The organism is Microvirga yunnanensis (genome assembly GCF_025460875.1).
The window spans coordinates 82632-102482 of the sequence record NZ_JAMXFI010000006.1 but is presented as its reverse complement, the minus strand read 5'-3'; the positions used below and the strand labels follow the sequence as shown (position 1 = coordinate 102482).

The following is a 19851-nucleotide window of genomic DNA, read 5'->3' as shown; positions in this document are numbered from 1 at the left end:
GGCCCCATCGGGTATGGTAACCGTCGCCACTCGGCTGCAGGAGCACACTCGATGTCCTTTGCCACCAAACAGCTCGGCACCTTCCCTGACGCTATTGCGCCTGACGGTTCCGAGGTGCGGGTCCTGTGCAGCACCAGCCGAGGCAGCCTGGCGCATTTTACGCTGCCGCCGCATGCGGTCTCAATGGCAATGGCGCATCATACCGTGGAGGAGGTTTGGTACTTTGTGTCGGGCCGCGGGCAAATGTGGCGCCGCTCGCATCAGCACGAAGAGATCGTGGACCTGGAGCCGGGCCTTGCCATCACGATCCCGCCAGAAACCTGCTTTCAGTTTCGCTCGGTTTCACCCGAGCCCCTGACCGCGGTTGGGACAACGATGCCGCCGTGGCCAGGCGAAAGCGAGGCTTTTGCTGTCGAGGGGATTTGGGCTTCCACCGTTCGACGGCTCCGAGATAACCCGGCTGTCGCATCAGCGCCGGACGGCGAACGGCAGGGTCGGACTCGCGTATCAGATCCCGACAATACACTGCCAACACAGCGATTCCACAGCGATTCGGGTCAAACCGAGCCGTTGAGCGTGGCCCTATGACGGTCAGCTGACCCTATCATCACGGATGTTCAGTCTTCGTCTGCCTCGTGCCAGGAGCAGTCCTTTGTCGCGGCGAAACGATGCATCCGAGCGGCTCCACGCCAGATTGTCACTGATAGAACGTCCAGAGAAGACTTTCACTGAGTTCCTTCAAGGCCTCGACGGCGTCGGGCCGCTCCCGGGCCACCGCGGCAACGATGGCATCGGCAAGCGCGAAGGCGGCGGTCGGCGAATTCGGCAGCAGCCGGTTCCTCGCCGGAGCGAAGAGGGTGATGTCGGCGATGGGGACAAGCGGCGAACTCGGCCCGTCCGTCAGGGCCATGATCCTCGCCCCACGGTTCTTGGCGAGTTTCGCCAGATCGACGGTTCCCCGTGAATAACGCGGAAGAGAGATGGCCAGAACGAGATCATCCGGCCCCACATTCATCAGGTGCCGGACCGCTTTTTCAGCGCCTCCGCGGGACGATGCGAAGATGACGTTCGCATCGAGATAGAGTGTCAATCCTTCATCCAGATGCGCCGCCACATGGTGGCTTGCCCCGGATCCGACGATGAAGATACGACGGGCGCACAACAGGACGTCCATGGCCCGGGAGCAGGTTTCCTCGTCGACGGCCGCGAGGGTCTCGTCCAGGTTGGCAGCCTGATCCTTGAGAGATGTCACGAAGGTCGCGAAGGCGGAGCCTTTCGTGCTGTGGGCATCGGCGAAACTGTCGACGGGGGCCATCGCCAGTCGCAGCGCCTCGGAGAGCGCCGCCCGGAACTCGCCGTAGCCCGCGTAACCCAGAGAGCGGACGAAGCGTGTCACCGTCGCCGTCGAGGCGCCGCTGCGCTCCGCGAAACCCTCGATCGTCATTGTGGCCGTCTCTAAAGGGTTCTGCAGCACGAAGTCCGCCGCGCGCCGATGCGCGTCGCTGAGCGCGGCGTACACGAGCGCAATGCGGTGAGCCAGATCCGTCGTCGGCTTCAGGACGTGAGACACGGGCACTCCAGACTGATTGACGTCAGGATATTTTCATGATCTTTAATCTGAGAAAATAAATCTGTCAAAAAAGCAGCCACCAAGGGAACCGGAGAGACATTCCATGCGCCGTCAACTGTTATTTGCCTTCGTCGCCAGCACCTGCCTGCTCAGTGCTCCCGCATGGGCGCAGTCCCTCAAGATCGCGCTCAGCTCGGAGCCGACCGCCATCGACCCACACTATCATGATCTGACGCCGAACAATGCCCTGGCGGCTCATATCTTCGACGGATTGACCAAGCAGGACGAGAAGCAGAAAGTTCTGCCCAACCTTGCGACGTCCTGGGAGAACGACGGACAGAATCGTTGGACCTTCAAGCTCCGCCAAGGCGTAACGTTCTCCAACGGCCAGCCCTTCACCGCCGACGACGTGATCTTCAGCTTCTGCCGCACCCTGAAGAACGAGACGGCGATCGCGGGCTCGTTCGCCGACATCACGGGCAACTTCACGGCCGTCGAGGCGCCCGATCCGCACACCATCGTCATCACCACCAAGGCACCGGATCCCCTGCTGCCGAACTTCCTGTCCGGCCTCGCCATCCTGAGCTCGTCCATTCTTCCGCATGACAAGCTGACCTTCGATGTCGCGAAGAACTGCGGCGTCACCGGAGCATGGCCCGTCGTCGGCGACTTCAACGATGGCAAGCTCGCCATCGGCACCGGCCCCTACAAGTTCAAGAGCTACACCAAGGGGACGAGCGTCGAGCTCGAACGCAACGAAAAGTACTGGGGCCCGGCGGAGCCTTGGGCCAGCGTGACCTTCGTCCCGGTTCCCAATGCCGGCCCGCGCCTGGCGGGTCTCCTCGCCGGCGACTACGACGTGATCGAGAACCCGGCTGCGCGCGACGTGTCCCGCATCAAGGACGACAAGCGCTTCGGCCATGTGATCACGCCCTCGACCCGCGTCATCTACTTCCAGCTCGACGTGGAGCGCGAGCCGAGCCCGTTCGTGAAGGCGGAGAACGGCAAGAACCCGCTGAAGGATGCGCGCGTGCGCAAGGCGATGTCGCTCGCCATCGACCGCGACGCCATCATCAAGCGCATCATGGACGGGGCCGCCGAGCCGGCCTATCAGTTCCTGCCCAACGGCATGTTCGGCGCGCTGGAGAACCCGCCGAAGCTCGCCTACGATCCGGCCGCGGCCAAGAAGCTCCTGGCGGAGGCCGGCTATCCGAACGGCTTCCAGGTCACGCTCTCGACGACCAACGACCGCTACATCAACGACAGCCAGATCACGCAGGCCGTTGCTCAGTACCTCACGCAGGTCGGCATCCGCTCCGAAGTGGACGCCATGGCCCGCGCCATCTACTTCCCGCGTCGCGCCAAGAAGGAATTCAGCGTGGCGCTCGGCGGCTGGGGCTCCACGAGCGGCGAGGCTTCGTCCTTCCTGAAGCAGTGGGCCGCGACCCCGGACGAATCGAAGACCATCGGCGGCTCGAATTACGGCGGCTATGCCGATCCGGAATTCGACAAGCTGATCCGCACGGCGATCACCACCCTGGACGATGCCAAGCGGTCCGAGCTTCTCAAGCAGGCCGGAACGAAAGCCATCGAAGGCGGCGCATTCATCCCGCTGCATTTCGAGAGCACCATCTGGGCCTACAAGGCGAACCTGAACTACGTCGGCCGCGCGGACCAGTTCACGATGGCCATGCAGGTCAAGCCCGCCAAGTGAGCAAGCCGTGAACGAAGCCGCGAGCAGATCGGAACGCCTCCCATGACGGCCTACATCCTGCAACGTCTGATCCAGAGCGCCCTGGTTCTGCTCGCGGTTTCCATCGTGGTCTTCCTCGCCGTCTATGGCATCGGAGACCCGATCGAGCTCCTGGTTCCGCCACAAGTCAGCGCCGCCGAGCGCACGGCCATGATCCAGCGCCTCGGGCTCGATCTGCCGGTCTGGCAGCAATATCTCGGCTTCCTGGGCAAGGCCCTGAAAGGCGATCTCGGCATCTCCTTCGTCCATGGCGTCCCGGCGGTCGACCTGATCCTGGCGCGGCTGCCGGCCACCTTCGAGCTCGTCCTCCTGGCCATGAGCCTTGCCGCAATCATCGGCATTCCGCTCGGTCTCCTGGCCGGGCTCAATCCCGAGAGCCGTCCGAGCCGCGCCATCATGGCCGGAACGATCCTCGGCTTCTCCCTTCCGAGCTTCTGGAAGGGCATGATGCTCATCCTGCTCTTCAGCGTCTTCCTCGGCTGGCTGCCGACGGCGGGACGCGGCGAGACGGTTTCCGTTCTCGGCATCCCGACGAGCCTGCTGACCCTCGATGGCCTGAAGCATCTCGCCCTGCCCGCCCTGAACCTCGCCATTCCGAACATGGCCTTGATGATCCGCCTCGTGGCGGCGGGCACCACGGAAGCGATGACGCAGGATTACGTGAAATATGCCCGCGCCAAGGGCGTGCGCCGCAAGCGCATCGTCGGGCGGCACGTGCTGCGCAACATCCTCATTCCCGTCGTGACGGTGGCCGGCATGGAATTCGGGAGCCTCGTGGCCTTCTCGACCATCACCGAGACCGTGTTCGCCTGGCCGGGCATGGGCAAACTCCTCATCGACAGCATCTACCAGCTCGACCGCCCCGTGGTCGTCGCCTATGTGATGCTCGCAACGTTCCTCTTCGTCGCCGTGAACTTCCTCGTCGACATTCTCTACGCGGCACTCGATCCCCGCGTGAAGCTGACGGGAGAAATGGCATGACTGCTTCAAAGACGGCGGCCGTGACGGCCGGCGCCGATACGGCGCTGCGCCACAAGGTCCTGCGCCGGATCAAGAGCCGCCCGACGACGCGAGGCGCGGTCATCCTTCTGGGGATCCTCCTGCTGCTCGCGCTGCTGGCTCCCTTCATCGCACCGCAGAACCCGCACGACCTCGCGTCGCTGAGCGTGATGGACAACCGCCTCGAGCCTGGAGCGCAGGGGATGAGCGGCATCACCTACTGGCTCGGCACCGACGCGCAGGGCCGCGACATGCTCAGCGCCATTCTCTACGGTCTGCGGACCAGCCTTCTGGTCGGCCTCACATCGACCGCCGGCGCGCTCGCCATCGGCATTCTCGCGGGGCTCGTCGCGGCCCAATTCGGCGGAGCCATCGATGCGGCGATCATGCGAGTCGTCGACTTCATGCTCGGCTTCCCGTCGATCCTGATCGCCCTCGTGCTCCTCGCCTCGATCGGGCGCGGCGTCGACAAGGTGATCATCGCCATCATTCTGGTGCAATGGGCGCAATATGCCCGCCTCATGCGCGCGGCGGCCCTCGTCGAGCGGCGCAAGGAATATATCGAAGCCGCAGTCAATTTCGGCCTGCCGACCCGCCACATCATGCTGACTCATCTCCTGCCGAACTCCATCAGCGCCGTCCTCGTCGTCTCGACGATCAGCATCGCGGGCGCGATCACGCTGGAAGCCACCCTGTCCTTTCTGGGAGTCGGCGTTCCGGTGACGCAGCCATCCCTCGGCCTTCTGATCGCCAACGGATTCGAGTTCCTGCTCTCGGGTGAATACTGGATCGCGGCCTTCCCGGGCATCGCTCTCGTGCTCTTGATCATGTCGCTCAACCTCGTGGGCGAGCGCCTGCGCCGCAGCTTCAATGTGAGGGGCCAATGACCTCCCCGCTGCTCGAAGTGCGTGGACTGAGAACCGTCTTTCACGATCTTGCCGGGGCATGGCCGGCCGTCGACGGCGTCGATCTCGTGGTGCAGCCCGGCGAGATCGTCGGACTCGTGGGCGAGTCCGGCTCCGGGAAGTCGGTGACCGGGTTCTCCCTGGTCCAATTGATCGACGCCCCCGGCGAGATCGTTTCCGGCGACATCCTGTTCAAGGGAGAGGATTTGCGCCAGGCGACCGAGGAACGCCTGCGCGGTCTGCGGGGCAACCGCATCGCGATGATCTTCCAGGATCCGCTGATGACCCTCAACCCGGTCCTCACCATCGGCGAGCAGATGTGCGAGGCGATCCAGGAGCACCGCCCGTGCGGCATGCAGGAGGCCCTCGAAGAGGCGTCCCGAGCCTTGTCCCGGGTCGGCATTTCCTCTCCCGGGACGCGTTTGAAGCAGTATCCGCACGAGTTTTCGGGCGGCATGCGCCAGCGCGTGGCGATTGCCACCGCCCTTCTGAACAGGCCCGACCTGATCATCGCCGATGAGCCGACGACGGCGCTGGACGTCACGATTCAGAGCCAGATCCTGTTCGAAGTTCAGAAGCTCAGCCGGGAGACCGGCACGGCGGTCCTGTGGATCACGCACGATCTCGCCGTCGTCGCCGAGCTCGCCGACCGGGTCGCCGTCATGTATGCCGGGCGGATCGTCGAGACAGGAACCGTCGACGACGTACTTGATCGTCCTCGCCATCCCTACACGCTCGGCCTGCTCGGCTCCTCGGCCGCGATGGTCGCTCCCGGCGAGCGACTGAGGCAGATCAACGGTGCCGCGCCCAGCATCGACGCGCGCCCGAGTGGATGCCCGTTCCGTCCGCGGTGCGAGCGCGCCATGCCGGCCTGCACGCAGATCGATCCCCCGCCGCAGGTCATGAGCAGCGGGCGGAGCTATCGCTGCCACAATCCCGTGCCCGAAGGCCATGCTCCATGACTCAACCCTTCTTCGAGCTGCGCGGCGTCACAAAGTATTTTCGCGGCAAGGCAACCATCGCCCAGCGCATTCTGGCGGCAACCGGAAGCGCCCCGCTGCCTCCCGTGCTCAAAGCGGTCGATGGGGTTGATCTCAGCGTCGAGCGGGGCGAGGTGCTCGGCCTCGTCGGCGAGTCCGGCTGCGGAAAGTCCACGCTGGCGCGGGCCGCGACCGGAATCACGAAACCCACCGCCGGAGACATCATTTACGAAGGACGGCGCGTCGCGGACCTGCGCGGCAAGGACCGGCTGGATTATCTGCTCAAGGTCCAGATGGTGTTTCAGGACCCCTATGCATCGCTCAATCCGCGAATGCAGGTGCGCACCATTGTCGGAGAGGCCTTGCGGGTTCACGGCCTGCTGCCGAAGAGGGATATCGACGCCGCCGTCGACAAGGCTTTGACCGAAGTCGGCCTCGATGCCGCTTATCGCAACCGGTATCCGCATCAGTTCTCCGGCGGACAGCGCCAGCGTATCGGCATCGCCCGCGCGCTCGCCGTGAAGCCCGGGTTCCTGGTCTGCGACGAGCCGGTTTCCGCGCTGGACGTCTCGATTCAGGCCCAGGTCATCAACCTGTTCATGGACATTCGCGAGAAGCATGGCCTGACCTATCTGTTCGTCAGCCACGATCTCGGGGTCGTCCGGCATATCAGCGACCGCGTCGCGGTCATGTATCTCGGGCGCATCGTCGAGATCGGGCCGGCCTCGGCCATCTTCGCGGAACCGGCCCATCCCTACAGCGCCGCGCTCATTGCGGCGAGCCCCTCCACGGCGCGGCGCAAGCGCGCTTTCCAGCCGCTCAAAGGCGAGCTGCCCTCCCCTCTGGCGCCGCCCGGCGGATGCCCGTTCCACCCTCGCTGCGAGCACGCGATGGCACTATGCCGTGACGTTCGCCCGGCCCTGAAAGAGATCGCCCCCGGACGCAGCGCAGCCTGCCATCTCCACACCTCGGACAACACATGACGACAACGACTCTCCGCCCTGACATCGGCCGCAGCTCGCTTCCCTTCGTCGATCCGCATCACCCTGACAGGCCGATCGAGGTGAACGTCTATCGTCCGGCCGGCCACGGCCCCGACGATCCGGTCGTCATCGTCCAGCACGGCATGCTTCGCAACGGCGACGAGTATCGGGATTTCTGGATTCCCGCCGCGGAGAAGCATCGCATCCTAATTGCCGCACCCACCTTCTCCGACGCGCATTTTCCAGGACCGGAATCGTACAACAACGGCTTGGTGATCCAGGACGGCGGAAGCGTGCGTCCTGTCGAGAAGTGGCTCTACGGCATTCCGGCCCGCGTCCTGGCCGCCCTGCAGGAAGGCGGCGTGACCCGTCGCGCGAAGGCGCGGCTCTTCGGCCATTCGGCCGGAGGACAGTTCGCGCACCGGATGCTCGCAACGCAGGACCACGGCTCCTTCGAGGCCGTCATCGCGGGCAATCCGGGCTGGTACACCTTGCCGACCCTGGAGCGCAGCTTCCCTGAAGGGCTCGGCGGCCTCGGCCTCGATGAAACCGGCATGGCGCGCTGGTTCGCCTATCCGATGCACATCTTCGCGGGCGATCAGGACATCAGCACCGACGACCCGAACCTGCCGGCGCAGGCGGAGGCCCTGAGGCAGGGGGCGCATCGCTACGAGCGCGCACAGTTCGTCTACGATTTCGCCCGCCGCGAAGCCGAGCGCCTCGGGCTTCCCTTCCGATGGAAGCTGATCCGCGTCGAAGGCGTGGGCCACGACGGTGCCGCCATGTCCCGCGCGGCCGCCGCTTACTGGTTCGAAGGGCGTATTCCACCCGCCGAAGAGCTGATCACGGCTGAAGTGGGCGCCTTGTAGAGCAACGTCGCCTCGCCGACCGTCCACGACCGATTCTGGAGCAAGACATGAACGTCCGAAATGAGATCTGGCAGCACGTGGATGCCGCGAAGAGCCGCCTCGTTGCCTTGAGCGACCGCATCTGGGGGATGCCGGAGGTCTGCTACACCGAGGTGTGCTCGGCCGCCGAACATGCCGCGGAACTGCGCCACCAGGGCTTTCGTGTCACCGAGGGCGTCGCGGGCATCCCGACCGCAATCATCGGCGAAGCCGGCGAAGGCGGCCCGGTCATCGCATTCCTCGGTGAGTACGATGCGCTTCCGGGGCTCAGCCAGGAATCGGGCGTTGCGGAGCATCGCCCCATCGAGCCCGGCGGCCATGGACATGGATGCGGTCACAACCTTCTTGGCTCGGGCGCCATGCTGGCCGCGATCGCCTTGAAGAACTGGCTTGCGGAGAAGGGCATTCCGGGCCGCGTCCGGTATTACGGCTGCCCGGCCGAGGAAGGTGGCGCGGCCAAGGCCTTCATGGTTCGCGCCGGCGCCTTCGACGACGCCGATATCGCGATATCATGGCATCCCTACAGTTTCTGGGAGGTCGCGCCCGCGCTGTCGCTCGCCAACACGCGCGCCGACTTCGCCTTCACGGGCCGAGCCGCTCACGCGGCTGCCTCGCCCCATCTGGGGCGAAGCGCGCTCGATGCGGTCGAGTTGATGAATGTCGGCGTGAACTACATGCGCGAGCACATGCCGTCCGACGCCCGCGTGCATTACGCCCTGCTCGACACGGGTGGCATCGCGCCGAACGTGGTGCAGGCCTATGCCCGCGTGCGCTATTCGATCCGTGCCATGGACCTTCAGGGTATGCTCGACCTCGTCGAGCGCGTGCACAGGATCGCCCAGGGTGCCGCCCTCATGACGGAAACCAGCGTCGAGATGCGCATCGTCAGCGCCGTCTCGAACACGCTCGGGAACACGCCGCTCGAACATGCCCTGCACGATGCCATGGAGGAGCTTGGGCCTCCGCCCTTCGACGAGGCCGACCGTGACTTTGCCCGCAAGATCCGCGCAACGCTGTCGGACCAGGAGATTGCGTCGGTCTACCGAGCCATCGGCCAGCCGAAGACCGATGCCCCTCTGGCCGATTTCCTGACGCCTCTCGACTCGCCGCGCAAGCCGATGATCGGTTCGACCGATATCGGCGACGTGAGCTGGGTGGTGCCGACCGTCCAGGCGCACGCGCCGACGGTCGCCATCGGCACACCGTTTCACACATGGCAGGTCGTCGCCCAGGGCAAGATGCCGACGGCACACAAGGCGATGGTGCATGTCGCCAAGGCCATGGCAGCCACCGGGATGGCCGCGATCACCGATCCCTCTTTGATAGACGCCGCCAAGACCGATCTCGCCCAGAGGACACGGGAAACGCCATATGTGAGCCCGCTTCGTGAGGGGGTCGAGCCCCCCTTGGACATGTCGCGGGTCTGATTGGGCGCGGATGCCGCATGAGCGGCGAATATTGCCCTCTCCATCTTCATGAGCTTTCGGAACAACGCCTGCTATGACCGCTGGTGGGAGGCTCGTAAGCTCTGGGGCCAACTCATCATCGAAACGCGCTCGTTCGCTCGTCAGACAATGGATCTCGATGTGGCTCGGCGCGAGCCGCTTCTGCTCGGCCTGTGTGGCTTTGCGCATGGATTGGCGGCCCGGCTGCGCGACCAGGATGAGGTCGGCCGAATGAAGCCTTGGATCGGACAGGACATCACGGGCGCCGGCGCGAACCCGACCGATGCGGTCCTGCGCGAGATCGGGCGACAATGCGCCCAACTGACCTCAACCGGCACGATCAGCGACATCCGGTACTCCGTGCTCGAGCAACGTCTGAGTGCCCTGAGTGCCGTCCAGGCGGGCTGCGAGCGGATCAAAGCAACGCCGCTGCCCTTCGCCTACACTCTCCTGCTGCATCGGACCGCTTATCTCTTCTGCGTCCTGCTGCCATTCGCGCTGGCAGAAGCGCTCGGCTGGTGGACGCCTCTGCTTGTGATCACCATCTGCTATACGTTTTTTGGTCTGGATGCCCTTGGCGATGAGCTTGAGGATCCATTCGGGCAAGAGATGAACGATCTGCCCTTGGATGCCATGATCCGCGTGATTGAGCGCGAACTGCTGGAGGCGCTCGGACGAACGGACCTGCCTCCCCTCCTGGAGCCAGTTGATCAAATCCTGACCTAGAGCATCGGGCGTGAAAAGTGGAGCCACTTTTGGGGCCGATGTTCCACTCTTTGAAGAGCGCATCGTGCGGATTGTGGTTCGACTTCCATCACCCTCAACTGAACCATCACTTCCCCGCGATCAGAGCGGACGTCCCGCCGGGCCTATCAGGCGGGACGTCTCATCCATCCATGTACCGTTGGAACGCTACGGATCCGGTCGAAAGGCAGGGCCCGCTGTGGATCGACGAGAGCCTTCCCGCCGAGTCATGTGCTGGCCCGGCCATTGGGCCGTTGCTGAACATCATCGTACTTCCGGGAAGCGCCAGCAAAGGAAATTCGACGCACAGAACGCCACGATCCCGTTCATCCGACGTTGCCCTCCTGAGGCCCGGAGAGCGTCGTGCGAGGAAGCGGGGCCCGGTTCTTCGCGAAGAAGGAAGCTTCACCGACGAGACTGGGCCAGCATCCTGATCCCGTCAGAATGCAATCTGCTTTGGAATGCGCGTGCGTCCGACAGACCTTGCTCAGGTCCTGACGTCCAACGGAACTGTTGGGACCAGAACCTGGGAGGGGTCCTTTCCGCGATCGATGCTTGGCCTGTCGCGGCGGTACGGCTTCGCAAAATGCGCTTCGAGACGACGTCCAACAAAAGCGATCGCCCAGCACAGCACGAAATAGACAACCAGAATGGCGCCGTAAACGAGGTAAGCAGGGCTCCCGCCGCGCGCGATCGTCGTCTGTTCGATGAGGACTTGTGCCGAGCGCAGGAGCTCGTTGACACCGAGGACCGCGCCAAGCGAGCTCGCCTGCACCAATCCGGTCACGAGGCTGATGTAAGGCGGTAGGATAACGGGCATGGCTTGAGGGACGACCACCAGAAGAAGCCCCTTCCAGCCGCTGAGCCCAAAAGCCTGAACCGTCTCCCATTGTCCTCTGGGGACGGCGGCGAGGCCCGCACGAATGATATGCGCGCCGTTCGCGCCACCCCAGACCGATACGCTGAGCGCGCTCGACCAGAACGGATTCAGCGAGATCCCGATATTGGGCAGGATGAAGTAGACGAGCAGCACCGTCACCATGAGGGGGATGTCCCGCAGACATTCCACGATGAGGAAAACGGGGCGGCTAAGCCAGCGGGACGGCAACGACAGGCCGGCCGCAAAGAGGATCGCGAACAGGGTTCCGCCCAGGATCATCACCAGCGACAGGAGCAGCGTGTTCAGGAGGCCGTCGAACAGGAAAGACCGGAACTCGAGAAGTAGCATTCACTATCTCCCTGCAAAAGGCCGATTGAGGCGATGCTCCAGTGCGTGCCCCAGGCCGGACAGAGCAAAGACGCAGAGCAGGTAGATCACGCAGATGGAGAAGAACATCTCGATGGCCCGGAAATCATAGGCAATGCGATCGACGGCCACGAAGGTCAGTTCCACGAGGCCGATAGCCTGGAGATAGGCGGAGTTCTTGACCGTGGCTACGATTGTGTTCATCGAGGACGGCAGCGCTGCCCGGGCGGCCAGCGGGAAAACAACCAGAAGAGCATGATGCCAGCGTTTCAGGCCGAGGGATGCGGACGCATCGCGAACACCATGGCTGACGGCGGCAAGCCCTCCGCGGAAGTTCTCGATCTGAAAGGCGCTTGCCCATAAGGTCAGTGCCGCGACGCCTGACCAGAAGACCGACAGGCGCAGACCAAGGCTCGGCAGGCCATAGAAAATGAAGAAGATCTGCACGAGATACGGCGTACCGCGGATGAACTCGACATAGCCGGTGACGAGATATTCAGCCGGCTTGAAGCCGCTCGTGCGCAGCGCAGCGCCGACGGCACCGACGATGCATGAAAGCAGGATGGCGAGACCGCTGACCGTGAGGGTCACTTTCAGCCCCCTCAACAGGTCCGGCAGCGCATCGAGAATATAATTGAAATCCATCACATTCCGACCTTTGCTGAAGATGGTCGACCGAGCATCCGAGGTGGTTGCGGGGTGGAGGATTTGGCCTCCACCCGGCCTCTGTCAGCCGCTCAGTTCGTGGCCGGCGGATCGGTCTCGAAGGACTTGATCATCTCCTTGGCGACGATCGGGTCGGAGACGTGGCTGGGCACCACCTGCGAAAAGAATTTCTCCTCTTTCATTTTCTTCAGGGCGGCATTCACAAAGGCCTTGAGCTCAGGCTCGTTCTTGCGAATGCCGACACCGTTGAACCCGAGATCGACTTCCTCCTTGAGAATACGGAAAGCGGGATAGTTGCTGATCAGGGTCGCAATCGTGACTGCATCGCCCACATATCCGTCGGCCCGACCCTGCTGGAGGGCCTGGATGTTATCTGCATTGGTGTTGAGCTGCACGAATTGAATGCCGGGAATGCGGTCGCGCAACCATTTGAGCTGATTGCCGCCCTTCACGATCAGGATCGACTTTCCCTCGAGATCCGCGAGCTTCTGGACCGGGCTGTCCTTCGGCACGATGACGTTGCTGCCGCCCCAGTAATAGATGTCGGAATAATCGATCACCTGCTCGCGCGGCGGGGTCTTGCCGAGGGTCGCGAGGATGAGGTCGATCTTGCCGCCGGTCAGGGATGGAATGCGCGCGTCGGTGGCGACGCAGCTCAGCTCCGCCTTGTCCGGGGAGCCGAAGGCATAGGTGCCGATCTTCTTCGCCATCTCGACCTCCACGCCGACCGGCTTGCCGTCGGGGCCCGAGGAGCCGAACGGCGGGGAGTCGCACTTGACTCCGATGCGGATGACGCCCGCATCCTTGATCGCCTTCGGCAAGGCTGGAAGATCCTGCGCCGAGGCTGCCGTCGCCTGAGACGCGATGGCGGCGATGAAGCCCAATGATGCGATAGCGTAGCGAAGCATGCTGATCTGTCGGTTCATGGATATTTCCCTTTGGATTTCTGGGTCTGGAGGTGCGAACGTTGATCGTTCGTCGATTTGTTGCTGCGGAACGCGGCCGTCCGCGGGAAGCCCGTTGTTCTCCCAGAGCATCGGACGTGAAAAGTAGACCCGCTTTTGGGATCGATTCCGATGCTCAACCTCTTGAGCGGCGCGCCGCTCGACGTGAAACACCGGGTCCACTTTTTCGCCCGGCGCGCTAGTGCAGGATCTGGCTCAGGAAGGCCCGGGTGCGACGTTCCCGAGGGTTGCGGAAGAACTCGTCAGGAGGTGCCGTCTCCACGACCCGGCCCGCATCCATGAAGATCACCCGGTCGGCGACCTGCCGGGCGAAGCCCATTTCGTGCGTGACGCACACCATGGTCATTCCGTCGCTGGCAAGTTGCGCCATCGTGTCCAGAACTTCGCGCACGAGCTCGGGGTCGAGTGCCGAGGTCGGTTCGTCGAACAGCATGATCTTCGGGTTCATGCAGAGCGAGCGTGCAATGGCAGCTCGCTGCTGCTGCCCACCAGACAGCTGGCTCGGATAGAAGTTTGCTTTGTCCGGAATGCGTACGCGCTCGAGATAGCGCAGCGCCAGGGCGTCTGCGTCCTTCCGCGGCACCCCCTTAACCCACCGGGGCGCGAGGGTGCAGTTCTCCAGAACGGTCAGGTGCGGATAAAGATTGAAGCTCTGAAACACCATGCCGATATCCTGACGGACACGCTCGATGCTGCGCTTGCTCTCCGTGAGCTCGATCCCGTTGACGACGATCCGGCCTTTCTGGTGCTTCTCAAGATGGTTGATGCAGCGGATCATCGTGGATTTCCCCGATCCGGACGGACCGCAGACGACGACCTTCTCGCCTTTCCCCACTGTCAGATTGATGTCATGCAGCACCTGCACTGTGCCGAACCATTTGTCGACGTTGCTGAACTCGACGCATACATCTTGGCTGCCGCCGGTCGCATGATTGCTGGTCTGTCCCATGTCCGTCTCCCGAGACTGCTGTCCTAGGTTCAGCTTTGTTCAAAGGTTGGCTCTCCGCCTCGCGCGGAGAACCGCCAGGTGCTGGCCGCTACGCGAACCGGTCGGGCCGGAACGTGGCGAGCAGAGGGCTCGCCTCCCCCGTGACGATTTCCCGGGCCAGCAATTCACCCGTGATCAAACCCATCGTGGCACCGCTGTGAGTAAAGGCTACGTAATAACCCGGAACCGCCTCGAGGGCGCCGAGAACCGGTTCGCCATCCTTCGGCACAGGCTTCGGCCCGGCGGCATAAGAGTCGATTTCGATCTTCGGATTGTCGGCGAGCACCGCAGAGGCCTCCTCCGCGAGCTTCTGGACCGTCGACTCCCGCACCTCGTAGGTCCCATCCGCATGGCGGACGACCTCATCCTCCGACCAGGCAGAGTCGAACACGATGGCGCCGTCCGGCGTGGGGCGCACAGCCACGCGCGGCGTGTTGAGAACAGCCCGCAGACCAGTTTTGAGCGGCTTCGAGCGGACCAGAAGCGAGATCGGGGTTGCGTCCGGAATGGCAACGCCGACATCTGCAACCATCTTGGGGACGGCAGCGCCGGCAGCCACCAGGACGGCATCGGCCACAATCTGTCTGCCGCTCGACGTCGATACTCCTGTTGCTCGCCCGCCCTTGACATCGACGCTGGCCCGACCCGCATGCGTGAGGATCTCGCCGCCCAGCGTGGCAAACTCGTCGAGCAGCACACGGATCAGGGACGGCAGGTCCACCCAGCCCTCTCCGGGATTGAAGATCGCGCCCTGACGCGTGATCGCACGCGCATCGACGCCCGGCGTCATGGCGGCGACCTGTTCAGGAGCAAGAAGCCGCGCGTCGTAGCCGATGCTCTGTTCGTGCGCGAACGCCTCGGCGATCCTGTTCGAGCTGTCATCGGCATCCCACGTCAGACCTCCGTCGAAGCGCAGCCAGGGCGCGGCGGGGTACCGGGCCGCCAGGGTGCGGTAGCGATCGATGCCGATCATGCGCAGCTTATGATATTCGGCAGAGCGGAAACGAGCCGAGTTCAGCCAGGCGAGCGAGCGGCCCGAGGCTTCGCTCGACAATCCACCTTCGGTTACCAACGTCACGCGAGCGCCCAAGCGCGCAAGCTGTACAGCTGAGGACGCCCCGAGAATCCCGCCGCCGATGACAGCAACCCGCAAAGATGAGGATGGAGAATTCACCAGATAGTTCCTTCTGTGGTTGTGCTCGTTGACTGGTTCAATCTGTCAGCCCGGGAGACCGGCAGGCCGATCTGTTGGAAGGCAATCAGGGGCGCTCCCATTTCCCGGTCTGCGCCGAGCGGAAGAGAGCGTCGATCACACGCATGTTCGACACGGCGTCGGCGGTTCCCCATTCGAGGGGCTTCTCGCCGAGCACCGCCTGTGAGAAGGCATCGCCCTGCAAAGTGTACTGATCACTGGCGGGTATCGTGATGACGTCCCTGCCGCCGCCGGAGAGATCCCGCCCGTCGTCGGCCACGATAACGGCTTCCATGCCGGCAGGCGCATTGAACGGAATCTGGATTTCGATACGCCCTTGGGTACCGAGGATCTGCACACGCTGGCATGGCACGAGCTGGGTCGCGGAGGTGAAGGTCATCTGCCGGCCGCCGGGGAATTCCGCCAAGCCGCTGCTCAAGCGGTCCGTTCCCATCTGGGGATCCCTGTCGAACAGGCCGATCACGCGCTCCGGCTCGGCGTCAAACACGAAACGGGCCGTGTTGATGGCATAGCAGCCGATATCGTAGAGCCCTCCGCCGCCGATATCGGCCTGATTGCGGATGTTGCTGGGATCCGTCAGGAAATAGGAGAAGATTGTCTGGATGGCACGCACCTCTCCCAGGCGTCCGCTGCGAACGATCTCGCGCACACGCTGCCATTGCGGATGGAAGCGCACCATGAAGGCTTCGCCCACGAGCAAGCCGCTCTTCTTCTGAGCAGCCTCGATCTGCCGCGCCTCCTCGGCATTGAGAGCAATCGGTTTTTCGCACAGGACATGCTTGCCGGCCTCGAGCGCCTTGATGGTCAGAGGCGCATGCAGATGGTTCGGAAGCGGATTGTAGATCGCGTCGATGTCCGGATCGGCGAGCAGCGCCTCATACGACCCATAGGCCTTTGGAATTCCGAGATCCACGGCGGCTTCGCGGGCCCGGTCTTCATCTCGGGACGCAATCGCCACAACCTCCGTGAAGGCTCCTGCCTTCATGGCCGGAATGACGTGTTTCCTGGCGATTTGGGCGGTGCTCAGCACACCCCACCTGACTTTTTTCGACACGGGTCATACACCTTTGCAGAGGAGAACGAGCCAAACAGCACGGCTGCTGCGTCGCGCTGAGCGAATGGGCGTTTGGAGAGGGTCGGAAGCCCCATTGGCGCGGCAAGCCACGCCGGTGCGAGGGGACAACGCACGGCCATGCTGAAGCCGCCATGCCGCTCCGGCTCCGGCTCCGGCACCAGCGTCACGGCCGCTCTGTCCTGTCCTCACGCTGCGACCTCGATCCACACTCATCTTGGTTTCCATTTCCGATGAACGAGACAAACTGATAGTATGAGACCGGTTTCAATGCTATTTGAGACCGGTCTCATTTGTCAACAGGCGCTCTGCTTGACGATTCAACAGATTGCCTCTTAGGTCGTCGGCCATGAACAACAGAACGGTCCAGAAGCGGTTGGTCACTCTCCAGGACGTCGCCCGTGAGGCGGGCGTCTCCAAGGCTACGGCCGCCAGGGTGCTGGGCAGCTATGGAACGGCTAGCCCGGAGGTGAAGGAAAAAGTTCTTCATGCGGCGCGTATTCTGGGCTATCGGCCGAATGAACTCGCCCGCAGCATGACGACGGGCCGCTCGCGAACAATCGGTGTTGTCGTCGGCGACATCGAGAACCCCTATTTCGGGCAGGCCGTCCGTGGCATCAGCGAAGTGGCGAGCGCCGCAGGGTTCGACGTCATCCTGGCCAATTCCGGGGAAGTGGTCGGCAGGGAGCAGGCCGCCGTCCAGGTGCTTCTCGGCAAGCGGGTTGACGGCCTGATCATCACTCCTGCATCCATGTTCGATATCCAGCATCTGGAAGCTGTGCAGAGATCTGGCAGGCCGCTGGTTCTGCTGGACCGCGCCATTCCCAAGCTGAAGGTCGACAGCGTCATCACGGACGACCAGGCCGCAGCCGCAGTGGCCACGCGCATGCTGATCGAGGCCGGACACAGGCGGATCGCCTACATCACGGCGACGGCTTCCGATGATCCGATCTACAGGGGACCTCAGCAGATCAGCCTGACAACCGTGATGGATCGCATCAACGGTTTTCTAGCAGCGTCCGCCGCGGCGGGGATCAAACATCCCGAGCAGTATATCCGCCTGGGAGCATCGCGCCAGGGCGCTTCGGGGCGAATCATCGCCGATCTTCTCTCGATGCCACATCGTCCGACTGCCATCCTGGCATCGGACAACGTGGTCGGGCTCGAGGTGTTCAAGGTCATCCGCAACCTGGGCATGTCAATCCCCGCCGATCTTTCTCTCATCGCCTTCCACGATGCGGACTGGACCAGCGTCACGAGTCCGCCGATCACAGTCATCTCACAGCCGGTCTACAATCTTGGCGTCGAGAGCGCGCAGATCCTGATCGAGCGCATCACCGGAGCCGTCGGGACGCCGAAGCGACTGGTGCTTGCCACGGAGCTGATCGAGCGGCAGTCGGTCGGCGCACCACCCGCTCCTCAGGGTGACGAGAAGAAGGTAAAGTCCCGGCCGGCCGCGAAAGCTGTCGTGGGATAGGCTCGTGCGACAAGCACGAGACCGTGATCCATGTCGCTGATCGACAGCCACGCACCCGAGGTATTCATGCTGAACGCCATACACCATGTCGCGATCATCTGCTCGGATTACGAGCGCTCGAAGCACTTCTATGCCCAGATCCTGAGACTCCCGGTCATTCGCGAGATCTGGCGCGCAGAGCGGCAATCCTGGAAGTGCGATCTTCAGATCGGCTCGGCCCAGATCGAGCTTTTCTCGTTTCCAGACCCGCCGCCCCGCCCGTCCCGACCGGAGGCTCGCGGCCTGCGGCACCTCGCCTTCCGTGTGCAATCCCTGGAGCCGATCATTGCTCGTCTGGAAGAATTTGGGATCATCGTCGAGCCGATCCGCATCGACGAGCACACGCGGCAGCGTTTCACCTTCTTCGCCGACCCTGACGGAACGCCCCTGGAACTTTATGAAGATAGCGCCGAGGGTTCAAGAACATCCTGACGCCGTACCCTGGACAAGACAGCCAGACTCGGCTGCACGGCGTCACCTGCGGGAGCATCACTCCCAAAAATGGGCCCGCTTCCCGGTTCGATGCTCCCGGTTCAGCAGCATCCCGGCCGCTTAAGGTCGGGATCGGACATCGTCACCGCCGTGTCGGCGGAAATACGTGACGGCCCCAACTTCTGGATCGGGTCATTCTCTGCCGATCATCTGCCCTTCGAGAATGTCCGGTGTTCGTCTCTTCAGCTGCCCCTTAGAGCCTCGGACGTGACCCAGAGGGCCGCGCCGGTGACCCGGAGGGCCGATGCGGCAATCCTACCCAGCTTGCGCGAAATGCGCATAGGTTGACTTTATCGAGGAAAATTGCACAAAACGCGCGACTACGACGGCTCGCCATAGCCAACAATGCGAATTTCGCGCAATATAGGGTGGGAATATGCCCCAGATTCCGATCAAGAGAGCCATCGAGAAGGTCCCGGGAGGCATGATGGTCGTGCCGCTCCTGCTCGGTGCGCTGATCACGACGTTCTTTCCTGGAACCCCGAAGCTCTTCGGCTCCTTCACGGGCGCCCTGTTCACGGGCGCTTTGACCATCCTGGCCGTCTTCTACGTCTGCATGGGGGCCAGCATCGACTTCAAGGCAACCCCCTACATCGTGAAGAAGGGCGGCACATTGTTCATGGTCAAGGTCGGCATGGCGATGGTGCTCGGCATCGTCTTCGGCCGCATTCTCGGTGAGGCTCCGGTCACCTCCGGCGTCTTCGCCGGACTTTCCACCCTGGCCATCGTTGCCGCGATGAACGACACGAACGGGGGCCTCTACATGGCCCTGATGGGGCAGTACGGACGCCCGCGCGACGTTGGCGCCTACACCATCATGACCTTGGAATCCGGACCGTTCCTGACCATGGTCACGCTCGGCGTCGCCGGCCTCTCGGCCTTCCCCTGGCAGACGATGGTCGGCAGCATCCTGCCTCTCGCCGTGGGCATGCTCCTGGGCAACCTCGACCGTGAGATGCGCGCCTTCCTGAGCCGCGCCATCCCGGTCATGATCCCGTTCTTCGCCTTCGCCCTCGGCGCGGGCCTCGACCTGACCAAGATCTGGCAGGCGGGTCTCCTTGGTCTCGCGCTCGGCGTGGCTGTTGTCGTCGTCACGGGCATCCCGCTCTTCTTCGCGGATCGCCTCACCGGCGGCACCGGCGTCGCGGGCGTTGCCGCGGCATCGACGGCCGGCAATGCGGCAGCCGTTCCGGCTATCGTCGCCGCCGCCAACCCGGCCTATGCCGACGCAGCCGGCCCGGCGACCGTCCTAGTCGCCGCTACGGTGGTCGTGACCGCGATCCTCGTCCCCCTGGCGACCGCCTGGACGGCTCGCACCTTCGGACGTCCCGAGGAGGACACTGCGGAAGACGCCGCCGCTGTCGAGGTCGGCGCCGTGCCTGCCGGGACATCTGGAGGTCACTGAC

The 19851-nt window shown here is 63.5% G+C and carries 19 protein-coding genes; 12 read left to right on the top strand and 7 right to left on the bottom strand.

Features of this window, described 5'->3' with window-relative positions:
• Nucleotides 1–51 precede the first annotated feature (51 nt).
• Nucleotides 52–588, top strand: a complete 537-nt coding sequence (locus NF876_RS05070; RefSeq protein ID WP_262267755.1) for a cupin domain-containing protein — start codon at nucleotides 52–54, stop codon at nucleotides 586–588.
• A 109-nt stretch (nucleotides 589–697) separates the two neighbouring features.
• Here the strand turns inward: NF876_RS05070 and NF876_RS05065 are convergent, their stop codons facing one another.
• Nucleotides 698–1570: a MurR/RpiR family transcriptional regulator gene (locus tag NF876_RS05065; protein ID WP_262267754.1), complete on the bottom strand. Its 873-nt coding sequence runs from the start codon at nucleotides 1568–1570 to the stop codon at nucleotides 698–700.
• Nucleotides 1571–1673: 103 nt separating this feature from the next.
• Between NF876_RS05065 and NF876_RS05060 the strand changes: the two genes are divergently transcribed.
• The 8 genes from NF876_RS05060 to NF876_RS05025 are packed head-to-tail and all read left to right on the top strand — an operon-like array spanning nucleotide 1674 to nucleotide 10269.
• The gene (locus NF876_RS05060) at nucleotides 1674–3284 is read left to right on the top strand and encodes an ABC transporter substrate-binding protein (RefSeq protein WP_262267753.1); all 1611 of its coding nucleotides are present in this window, start codon (nucleotides 1674–1676) and stop codon (nucleotides 3282–3284) included.
• A 42-nt stretch (nucleotides 3285–3326) separates the two neighbouring features.
• On the top strand, nucleotides 3327–4304 hold the full coding sequence (locus tag NF876_RS05055) for an ABC transporter permease (RefSeq protein WP_262267752.1): 978 nt from the start codon (nucleotides 3327–3329) through the stop codon (nucleotides 4302–4304).
• A complete protein-coding gene (locus NF876_RS05050; RefSeq protein ID WP_262267751.1) occupies nucleotides 4301–5209 on the top strand; it encodes an ABC transporter permease in 909 nt (302 codons plus the stop codon). The genes NF876_RS05055 and NF876_RS05050 overlap by 4 nt, the downstream gene beginning before the upstream one ends.
• Nucleotides 5206–6189: an ABC transporter ATP-binding protein gene (locus NF876_RS05045; protein ID WP_262267750.1), complete on the top strand. Its 984-nt coding sequence runs from the start codon at nucleotides 5206–5208 to the stop codon at nucleotides 6187–6189. Before NF876_RS05050 ends, NF876_RS05045 begins: the two co-directional genes overlap by 4 nt.
• Complete coding sequence (locus tag NF876_RS05040) at nucleotides 6186–7190, top strand: ABC transporter ATP-binding protein (protein WP_262267749.1); 1005 nt, start codon at nucleotides 6186–6188, stop codon at nucleotides 7188–7190. Before NF876_RS05045 ends, NF876_RS05040 begins: the two co-directional genes overlap by 4 nt.
• Nucleotides 7187–8059 carry an alpha/beta hydrolase family protein gene (locus NF876_RS05035; protein ID WP_262267748.1) on the top strand — a complete coding sequence of 291 codons (873 nt, stop codon included), beginning with the start codon at nucleotides 7187–7189 and terminating at the stop codon, nucleotides 8057–8059. Before NF876_RS05040 ends, NF876_RS05035 begins: the two co-directional genes overlap by 4 nt.
• A gap of 47 nt (nucleotides 8060–8106) precedes the next feature.
• Nucleotides 8107–9525 (top strand): M20 family metallopeptidase, encoded by a 1419-nt coding sequence (locus tag NF876_RS05030; RefSeq protein WP_262267747.1) that lies wholly within the window; start codon nucleotides 8107–8109, stop codon nucleotides 9523–9525.
• Between the two features lie 30 nt (nucleotides 9526–9555).
• A complete protein-coding gene (locus NF876_RS05025; protein WP_315975004.1) occupies nucleotides 9556–10269 on the top strand; it encodes a bestrophin family protein in 714 nt (237 codons plus the stop codon).
• A 505-nt stretch (nucleotides 10270–10774) separates the two neighbouring features.
• On the opposite strand, the gene NF876_RS05020 is transcribed toward NF876_RS05025, so the two are convergent.
• The 6 genes from NF876_RS05020 to NF876_RS04995 all read right to left on the bottom strand — a co-directional run bounded on the left by NF876_RS05020 (nucleotide 10775) and on the right by NF876_RS04995 (nucleotide 16419).
• Nucleotides 10775–11515 carry an amino acid ABC transporter permease gene (locus tag NF876_RS05020; protein ID WP_262267746.1) on the bottom strand — a complete coding sequence of 247 codons (741 nt, stop codon included), beginning with the start codon at nucleotides 11513–11515 and terminating at the stop codon, nucleotides 10775–10777.
• A 3-nt stretch (nucleotides 11516–11518) separates the two neighbouring features.
• Entirely contained in the window at nucleotides 11519–12178 is a 660-nt protein-coding gene (locus NF876_RS05015) for an amino acid ABC transporter permease (protein WP_262267745.1), read from the bottom strand.
• A gap of 92 nt (nucleotides 12179–12270) precedes the next feature.
• The gene (locus NF876_RS05010) at nucleotides 12271–13125 is read right to left on the bottom strand and encodes a transporter substrate-binding domain-containing protein (RefSeq protein WP_262267744.1); all 855 of its coding nucleotides are present in this window, start codon (nucleotides 13123–13125) and stop codon (nucleotides 12271–12273) included.
• 217 nt (nucleotides 13126–13342) lie between these two features.
• Nucleotides 13343–14113: an amino acid ABC transporter ATP-binding protein gene (locus NF876_RS05005; protein WP_262267743.1), complete on the bottom strand. Its 771-nt coding sequence runs from the start codon at nucleotides 14111–14113 to the stop codon at nucleotides 13343–13345.
• Between the two features lie 88 nt (nucleotides 14114–14201).
• Entirely contained in the window at nucleotides 14202–15326 is a 1125-nt protein-coding gene (locus NF876_RS05000; protein ID WP_262267742.1) for an NAD(P)/FAD-dependent oxidoreductase, read from the bottom strand.
• Nucleotides 15327–15411: 85 nt separating this feature from the next.
• Complete coding sequence (locus NF876_RS04995) at nucleotides 15412–16419, bottom strand: Gfo/Idh/MocA family protein (RefSeq protein ID WP_262267741.1); 1008 nt, start codon at nucleotides 16417–16419, stop codon at nucleotides 15412–15414.
• Nucleotides 16420–16786: 367 nt separating this feature from the next.
• Between NF876_RS04995 and NF876_RS04990 the strand changes: the two genes are divergently transcribed.
• From NF876_RS04990 to NF876_RS04980, 3 genes are all read left to right on the top strand, one after another.
• The gene (locus NF876_RS04990) at nucleotides 16787–17914 is read left to right on the top strand and encodes a LacI family DNA-binding transcriptional regulator (protein ID WP_262267740.1); all 1128 of its coding nucleotides are present in this window, start codon (nucleotides 16787–16789) and stop codon (nucleotides 17912–17914) included.
• Nucleotides 17915–17944: 30 nt separating this feature from the next.
• Nucleotides 17945–18385, top strand: coding sequence for an SMU1112c/YaeR family gloxylase I-like metalloprotein (gene gloA2 / locus NF876_RS04985; RefSeq protein ID WP_315975001.1), 441 nt, complete (start codon nucleotides 17945–17947; stop codon nucleotides 18383–18385).
• Nucleotides 18386–18821: 436 nt separating this feature from the next.
• On the top strand, nucleotides 18822–19850 hold the full coding sequence (locus NF876_RS04980; RefSeq protein WP_315975000.1) for a 2-keto-3-deoxygluconate permease: 1029 nt from the start codon (nucleotides 18822–18824) through the stop codon (nucleotides 19848–19850).
• Nucleotide 19851: the final 1 nt, after the last annotated feature.

Coding starts and splice junctions, on each gene's coding strand:
- NF876_RS05070 (WP_262267755.1), top strand. CDS start 52: ATGTCCTTTGCCACCAAACAGCTCGGCACCTTCCCTGACGCTATTGCG.
- NF876_RS05060 (WP_262267753.1), top strand. CDS start 1,674: ATGCGCCGTCAACTGTTATTTGCCTTCGTCGCCAGCACCTGCCTGCTC.
- NF876_RS05055 (WP_262267752.1), top strand. CDS start 3,327: ATGACGGCCTACATCCTGCAACGTCTGATCCAGAGCGCCCTGGTTCTG.
- NF876_RS05050 (WP_262267751.1), top strand. CDS start 4,301: ATGACTGCTTCAAAGACGGCGGCCGTGACGGCCGGCGCCGATACGGCG.
- NF876_RS05045 (WP_262267750.1), top strand. CDS start 5,206: ATGACCTCCCCGCTGCTCGAAGTGCGTGGACTGAGAACCGTCTTTCAC.
- NF876_RS05040 (WP_262267749.1), top strand. CDS start 6,186: ATGACTCAACCCTTCTTCGAGCTGCGCGGCGTCACAAAGTATTTTCGC.
- NF876_RS05035 (WP_262267748.1), top strand. CDS start 7,187: ATGACGACAACGACTCTCCGCCCTGACATCGGCCGCAGCTCGCTTCCC.
- NF876_RS05030 (WP_262267747.1), top strand. CDS start 8,107: ATGAACGTCCGAAATGAGATCTGGCAGCACGTGGATGCCGCGAAGAGC.
- NF876_RS05020 (WP_262267746.1), bottom strand. CDS start 11,515: ATGCTACTTCTCGAGTTCCGGTCTTTCCTGTTCGACGGCCTCCTGAAC.
- NF876_RS05015 (WP_262267745.1), bottom strand. CDS start 12,178: ATGGATTTCAATTATATTCTCGATGCGCTGCCGGACCTGTTGAGGGGG.
- NF876_RS05010 (WP_262267744.1), bottom strand. CDS start 13,125: ATGAACCGACAGATCAGCATGCTTCGCTACGCTATCGCATCATTGGGC.
- NF876_RS05005 (WP_262267743.1), bottom strand. CDS start 14,113: ATGGGACAGACCAGCAATCATGCGACCGGCGGCAGCCAAGATGTATGC.
- NF876_RS04990 (WP_262267740.1), top strand. CDS start 16,787: ATGAACAACAGAACGGTCCAGAAGCGGTTGGTCACTCTCCAGGACGTC.
- gloA2 (WP_315975001.1), top strand. CDS start 17,945: ATGTCGCTGATCGACAGCCACGCACCCGAGGTATTCATGCTGAACGCC.
- NF876_RS04980 (WP_315975000.1), top strand. CDS start 18,822: ATGCCCCAGATTCCGATCAAGAGAGCCATCGAGAAGGTCCCGGGAGGC.